This is a genomic window from Brevundimonas sp. (assembly GCF_018608325.1).
In the GTDB taxonomy this organism is placed as follows: domain Bacteria; phylum Pseudomonadota; class Alphaproteobacteria; order Caulobacterales; family Caulobacteraceae; genus Brevundimonas.
Genome location: NZ_JABAZW010000025.1, coordinates 7,462 through 13,672, shown reverse-complemented (window position 1 = coordinate 13,672; position 6,211 = coordinate 7,462). Strand labels below are relative to the sequence as shown.

The following is a 6,211-nucleotide window of genomic DNA, read 5'->3' as shown; positions in this document are numbered from 1 at the left end:
ACCTATGTCCGCGGCATGGAGCGGTTCGCCAATGATGGCCTGATGCTGGCCGAACAGGTCTGGGACGGCGTCGGCAACGCGACGGCGCACGACTATAAGCTGGGTCAGAACACGGACTCGGCGACGCCTCTGGCCTGGACGCACGCTGAGTATCTGAAGCTGCTGCGTTCGCTGGCGGACGGCAAGGTCTGGGACAACTACGAACCCGTCCAGAGCCGCTACGCGCGCTAAACAAAAACGCCCCCGATCCAGCCGGATCGGGGGCGTTTCCTTATGGGCTGATGCCTAGGCGATCAGAAGCTGGCCTTCAGCGACACCACGAAGGCGTCGTCGTAACCGTGCAGGTTGGTGTCGTAGTACCGCAGATCCAGCCCCAGCTTGTCGGTCAGGGCATAGGTCCCCCCCGCATTCCAGGTGGTGTAGTCCGAACCCGGATCGAAGGTCTGACGCCCAACCGCGCCTGAGATCGAGATCTTGTCCGACACCGTGTAGGCGCCCGTCAGCTCGGCATAGAGGCTCTCGTTCTCGACGCCCCAACTGTCGGGCGAATAGTACAGGGTCGCCCCGATGGTCGCCGGACCAAAGGCCCGCGAGGCGCCGACCTTGACCTCATAGTTGTTGTAGCTGACGCCGCTGGGCGCGCCGACATAGGTGTAGGCGATGACGCCGACATCCCAGGCAAAGCCTGCAGCCTCAGTCCTGTAGCCGCCATACAGGTCGATCTCGGCGTCTGTGCCGTCCTTGAAATCGACATTCGACGCCCAGGCTCCGGCGTAGAAACCGCCGTCGGTGGCGAAGTCCAGTCCGCCCTGAACCGCGAACTTTTCGTCCGTCTGTGTCAGGCCACGGAACACATAGTTGTTGGTCGCACCGATGTTGAACGCGACATCGCTGGCGAAAACAGGCGCCGCGCCGAACATGGCGAAGGCAGCCGTGACGGCCGAGGCCGCAAGCAAGACATGAGCTCTCATAATCGTATCCCCTCGATTTGATTGAAGCTGTGATTTCCGCAGGACGCGGAAGATGATCGGGCGCGGGATTGGGAGCCGCGCCCGATTGCCGTCTCAGTGGTCGAGAACTTCGCCGTGCAGCGATGTGTCCAGACCAGCCGCCTCTTCAGCCTCGCTGACGCGAAGCCCGGTCGTGTATTTGCAGATCAGCAGAATGATCAGGGTGCCGACCGCGCTGTAGAGAATGGTCCAGAACAGACCCAGCGCCTGAGCGCCGATATTGGCGCCTTCAGACAGGCTGTTGATCGTGGTGGTGGCGAACACCCCCGTCAGCAACGCCCCGACCAGACCGCCTGCGCCGTGGATGCCGAAGGCGTCCAGCGAGTCGTCGTAACGCAGCAGCTTCTTGATCCAGACCGAGGATGCATAGCAGACCACGCCACAGATCAGACCGATCAGCACCGCCCCCTTGGGATCGACAAAGCCCGCAGCCGGCGTGATGCCGACCAGACCCGCAACCACGCCCGACAACATGCCGATTAGCGAGATCTTCTTCTTCTCGATGACCTCGATCACCTTCCAGGCCAGGGCCGCCGCCGCCGCCGCCAGCAGGGTGTTGATCAGGGCCGCGCCCATCAGGGCGTTGGCCGCCCCTGCTGAACCGGCGTTGAAACCGATCCAGCCGACCAACAGCAGGCTGGCGCCGATCAGGGTCAGAACCGGGTTGTGCGCGGTGATCGGCTCAACCCCATAACCCTTGCGGCGTCCCAGGAAGATCGCACAGACCAGACCCGCCACACCCGAGTTGACGTGAACGACGGCGCCGCCCGCAAAGTCCAGAACCCCAGCCGTGCCTAGGAAACCGCCGCCCCAGACCCAGTGACAGATCGGTGCGTAGATCAGCAACGACCACAGGGCGGTGAACAGCAGCAGGGCCGAGTATTTGAACCGCTCGGCGAAGGCGCCCGTGATCAGGGCGGGCGTGATGATGGCGAAGGTCAGCTGGAACGAAATCCAGAGGAACTCCGGAATGCCCGGCAGCAGCTTGTTGGCCGTCTCCAGCGTCACACCGTTCAGGAACAGCATGTCGAGGTTGCCGACGAACTTCTGCAGGGTCGGGTCCGCGTTCTCGCCAAAGGCGATGCTGTAGCCCGCGATGAACCAGACCAGGGTCACGACCGAAAAAACGCCGACCGATTGGGTGATGGTGGCGATGACGTTTTTGCGTCGCACCATGCCGCCGTAGAATAGCGCCAGACCGGGGAGGGTCATCAGCAGAACCAGTGCGGTGGAGACGCCGAGCCAGGCTGTGCCTGCGCCGTCTAATTCGAGCGCCGTCTGATGACCCAGCAGCGCAGGGACGGCGGCCTGCGCATTGGCCGCGCCTGCGGCCAGTAATGTAAGCGATGACAGGAGGAGCGCGGCTCCTCCCCGGAGACGGTTTCCTACTTGCGACATCAACTGGTACCCCCTTTGCAATCTCGCAATTGCGAAGGTGCTACCGCAATTGCGAAATGCGCAAGGGGTCACGCGGTGGACGGCGCAATTTTCTTGCACCTGTCATCAGTAAAATTAATGAGATCGCACAATCGTTCGACTATGCGATCTCAATTCGATATTTTATCGCAAGGAAAGCGGCGCTTGAGGGTTTAAAATTCAACCCTCGTTTAGACCTTTCAGGCCCAATGCATCTGAACCCGATGCGCCGCCGCCCAATGGATGGCCCGCAGAGCATCTACGACGGCATCCGTCGCCGCCCGCGTACCCAGTTCACCGCCCAGATCCGCCGTGACCGCGCCCGACGCCAGAACCGCAGCGACGGCGGCCTCGATGGAATCAGCCTCGTCTTCCAGCTTCAGGCTGTGACGCAGCAGCAGGGCCGCCGACAGGATGCCGCCAATCGGGTTGGCCAGATCCTGCCCGGCGATGTCCGGCGCCGAACCGTGGATCGGCTCGAACAGGCCCGGTCCTTCCGTACCCAACGACGCCGATGGCAACAGGCCGATGGAGCCGCCCAGCACGGACACTTCGTCCGACAGGATGTCACCGAACATGTTCTCGGTCAGGATGACGTCATATTCGCGCGGCTTGCGGATCAGGTGCATCGCCATGGAATCGACCAGCGCATGCTCCAGCGCAATCTCCGGATATTCCTCGGCATGGATGCGGGTCACGACCTCGCGCCACAGGCGGCTGGTCTCCATGACATTGGCCTTGTCGACCGAGGTGACCTTGCCGCGACGCTGTTTGGCGGTCTGGAAGGCGGCGCGGGCGACGCGCTCGATCTCGACCACCGTATATTCGCATAGGTCCGTCGCACCCTTCTCGTCGCGCGTCTTCTTGCCGAAATAGACCCCGCCCGTCAGTTCGCGGAAGATGATCAGATCGACGCCTTCGACGATCTCTTTCTTCAGCGGCGAACGGTGCGCCAGCACTGGCGAGACCTGCAGCGGGCGCAGGTTGGCGAACAGGCCCATGGCCTTGCGGATGGCCAGCAGGCCTTCTTCGGGACGACGCTTGCCGCCATCCCACTTGGGCCCGCCCACGGCGCCCAGGAACACCGCATCCGCCGCCAGACAGGCTGCGCTGGTGGCTTCCGGCAGGGGATCGCCGGTCGCGTCGATGGCTGCGCCGCCGATCAGGTGTTCGGAGAAGTTGAAGGTGTGTCCGTAGAAGTCGCCGATGACCGAAAGAACGCTGCGGGCGGCGGCGGTCACTTCGGGGCCGACGCCGTCGCCGGGCAGCAGGACGACATTATAGGTCTTGGGGGCGGCGGTGGTCATCAGATGGTCTCTCTCGAACGCTCGAACGCTTCGATCTCAGGCAGGTTTGATTGCAGCCAGCCCAGGGTGTCCACCCCGTCCAGCAGGCACTGACGGGCGAAGGATTCGACCCCGAACGGCACGGGCTGCGCATTGCCGCGGCGTATCTCGTTCGCCTGAAGGTCGATCGTGACCGGCTGATCCGGTTGCGACGCCAGATCATCCCAAACCGCCTGGCTGACGACGATGGGCAGCAGGCCGTTTTTCAGTGCATTCGATGTAAAAATGTCAGCGATTTCGGTCGAAACCACCGCCCGGAACCCATAGTCATACAGGGCCCAGGGGGCATGTTCGCGCGACGAACCACAGGCGAAGTTCTTGCCCGCCAGCAGGATGCGGTGCTCAGCCGGGTCGATGCGGTTCAGGATGGCCTCGGGCTTCTCCGATCCATCGTCCTCATAGCGCCAGTCATAGAAGGCTGCCTTGCCCAGCCCCTCGCGGGTCGTGGTGGTCAGGAAGCGGGCCGGAATAATCTGGTCGGTGTCGATATTGGCCTGGCTGAGCGTGACCGTCTTCGACGTCAAAACCTGAAACGGCTCAGACATTTTGCACTCCTACCGTCTCGCGCGCGGCGCTCGACCGATTGAAGGCCGCCGCCTCCTCCAGATAGACGCGCGGATCGGTCAGCACGCCCGCCACCGCCGTCGCCGCAGCCGTAGCAGGGCTGGCCAGAATGGTGCGCGCATCCTTGCCCTGACGCCCTTCGAAATTGCGGTTGGAGGTCGAGACGGCCAGTTGTCCGGGCGCAACGAAATCACCGTTCATGGCGATGCACATCGAACAACCGGGAATGCGCCATTCGGCCCCGGCGGCGATGAAGACCTCGTGCAGGCCCTCCGCCTCTGCGTCGCGACGCACAGCCTCTGAACCCGGCACCACCAGCATCCGCAGCCCCGGCTTGACCTTGCGTCCCCGCAGCACATCGGCGGCGGCGCGCAGATCAGGCAGACGGCCGTTGGTGCAGGAGCCAATGAAGACCACATCCACGGCTTGCGTCGTCGTCGCCTCGCCTGCGGTGAAACCCATATAGGCGATGGCCTTGCGGTCGGAATCCGACTGCGGCTGGGGCACCGGCGAACCGATGGGCGCGCCAGCATCCGGGGTCGTGCCCCAGGTCGCCATCGGGCGAATAGCGGCGCCGTCCAACACCACTTCGGTATCGAACACCGCTCCCGGATCAGACGCCAGCTTCAGCCATTCGGCCGCCGCAGACTCATAATCCGTCGGGACATTCTTGCGGCCGCGCAGCCAGTCGATGGTCGTCTGGTCGGGCGCGATCATGCCTGCGCGGGCGCCAGCCTCGATGGACATGTTGCACAGGGTCATGCGCCCTTCCATGTCCAGCGAGCCCACCGCCTCGCCTGCATATTCGATGACATAGCCGGTGCCGCCGCCGAAGCCGATGGCGGCGATGACGGCCAGGGCCACATCCTTGCCCGACACGCCGGGCTGCAACTGGCCGTTCACGGTCACGCGCATGGACTTGGCCTTGCGCTGCAACAGGCACTGGGTCGCCAGCACATGGCCGACTTCCGAGGTGCCGATGCCGAAGGCCAGCGCGCCGAACGCGCCATGCGTCGCCGTGTGGCTGTCGCCGCAGACGACCGTCATGCCGGGCTGGGTCAGGCCCAGTTCCGGGCCCATGACGTGAACAACGCCGCGATCATCCGAATCCCACCCGGCCAGCGGCACGCCGTGGGCGGCGCAGTTGCGCTCCAGCGTATGCACCTGCGCCTCAGCCTGGGCCGTGACATAGGGCTTCAGCCCGTTCAGGCCTGCAGGCAAGGTCGGAGTCGAGTGGTCCAGCGTCGCATAGGTGCGATCCGGGCGGCGAACCTTCAGGCCGCGCGCCTCGATCTCGCTGAAGGCCTGCGGGCTGGTGACTTCGTGGACCAGATGCAGGTCGATATACAGAACCCCCGGCGTCTCGGCCGTTTCCGACCGTACGACGTGGGCGTCCCAGACCTTGTCGAACAGGGTCTTAGGCATATTCAGGCGTCCGTTTCTCTGCAGGCGCGTCAATCGGCTCCAGCCAGCCGAAGGTGTCCGGCGTCTCGCCCGTGAACAGGCCGCGGAAGGCGTTGTTGATCGCCTTGGTCACCGGGCCGGGTCCAGCGGCGCGGGTGGTGATGCCATCGACAGAACGCACCGGCGTGATTTCGGCGGCGGTGCCGGTCATGAAGATTTCGTCGGCCAGATACAGGGCCTCGCGCGGCATGGCCTGTTCAACGACCTCATAGCCCTGCGCCTTGGCCAGCTTGATGACGCTGTCGCGGGTGATGCCCATCAGGATGGAGTTGGCGGCGGGCGGGGTCATGACCTTGCCGTCCTTGACCACGAACAGGTTCTCACCCGCCCCTTCGGACAGGCGCCCATCGACGCCCAAGGCGATGCCTTCGCCGAAGCCGCCGACGCGGGCCTCGCGGCCGATCAGATAGG

The 6,211-nt window shown here is 64.1% G+C and carries 7 protein-coding genes; 1 reads left to right on the top strand and 6 read right to left on the bottom strand.

The genetic code is table 11. The annotated features are described in order from the left end of the window. Positions 1–231 (top strand): glycoside hydrolase family 15 protein (locus QZ281_RS02565; RefSeq protein WP_292224361.1); only part of this gene is annotated, 231 nt, incomplete at its 5' end. Between the two features lie 62 nt (positions 232–293). Here QZ281_RS02565 and QZ281_RS02560 read toward each other — a convergent pair. From QZ281_RS02560 to QZ281_RS02535, 6 genes are all read right to left on the bottom strand, one after another. Then, entirely contained in the window at positions 294–971 is a 678-nt protein-coding gene (locus tag QZ281_RS02560) for a TorF family putative porin (protein WP_292224358.1), read from the bottom strand. Positions 972–1,064: 93 nt separating this feature from the next. Continuing rightward, complete coding sequence (locus tag QZ281_RS02555) at positions 1,065–2,408, bottom strand: ammonium transporter (RefSeq protein WP_292224355.1); 1,344 nt, start codon at positions 2,406–2,408, stop codon at positions 1,065–1,067. Between the two features lie 218 nt (positions 2,409–2,626). Beyond that, positions 2,627–3,733 (bottom strand): 3-isopropylmalate dehydrogenase, encoded by a 1,107-nt coding sequence (gene leuB, locus QZ281_RS02550; protein WP_292224353.1) that lies wholly within the window; start codon positions 3,731–3,733, stop codon positions 2,627–2,629. Next, positions 3,733–4,317, bottom strand: coding sequence for a 3-isopropylmalate dehydratase small subunit (gene leuD, locus QZ281_RS02545; RefSeq protein WP_292224351.1), 585 nt, complete (start codon positions 4,315–4,317; stop codon positions 3,733–3,735). The genes leuB and leuD overlap by 1 nt, the downstream gene beginning before the upstream one ends. Next, positions 4,310–5,767 carry a 3-isopropylmalate dehydratase large subunit gene (gene leuC / locus QZ281_RS02540; protein WP_292224364.1) on the bottom strand — a complete coding sequence of 486 codons (1,458 nt, stop codon included), beginning with the start codon at positions 5,765–5,767 and terminating at the stop codon, positions 4,310–4,312. Before leuC ends, leuD begins: the two co-directional genes overlap by 8 nt. Beyond that, the coding region (locus QZ281_RS02535; protein ID WP_292224349.1) for an aminotransferase class IV at positions 5,754–6,211 on the bottom strand (458 nt) is incomplete at its 5' end. The genes QZ281_RS02535 and leuC, both read right to left, overlap by 14 nt.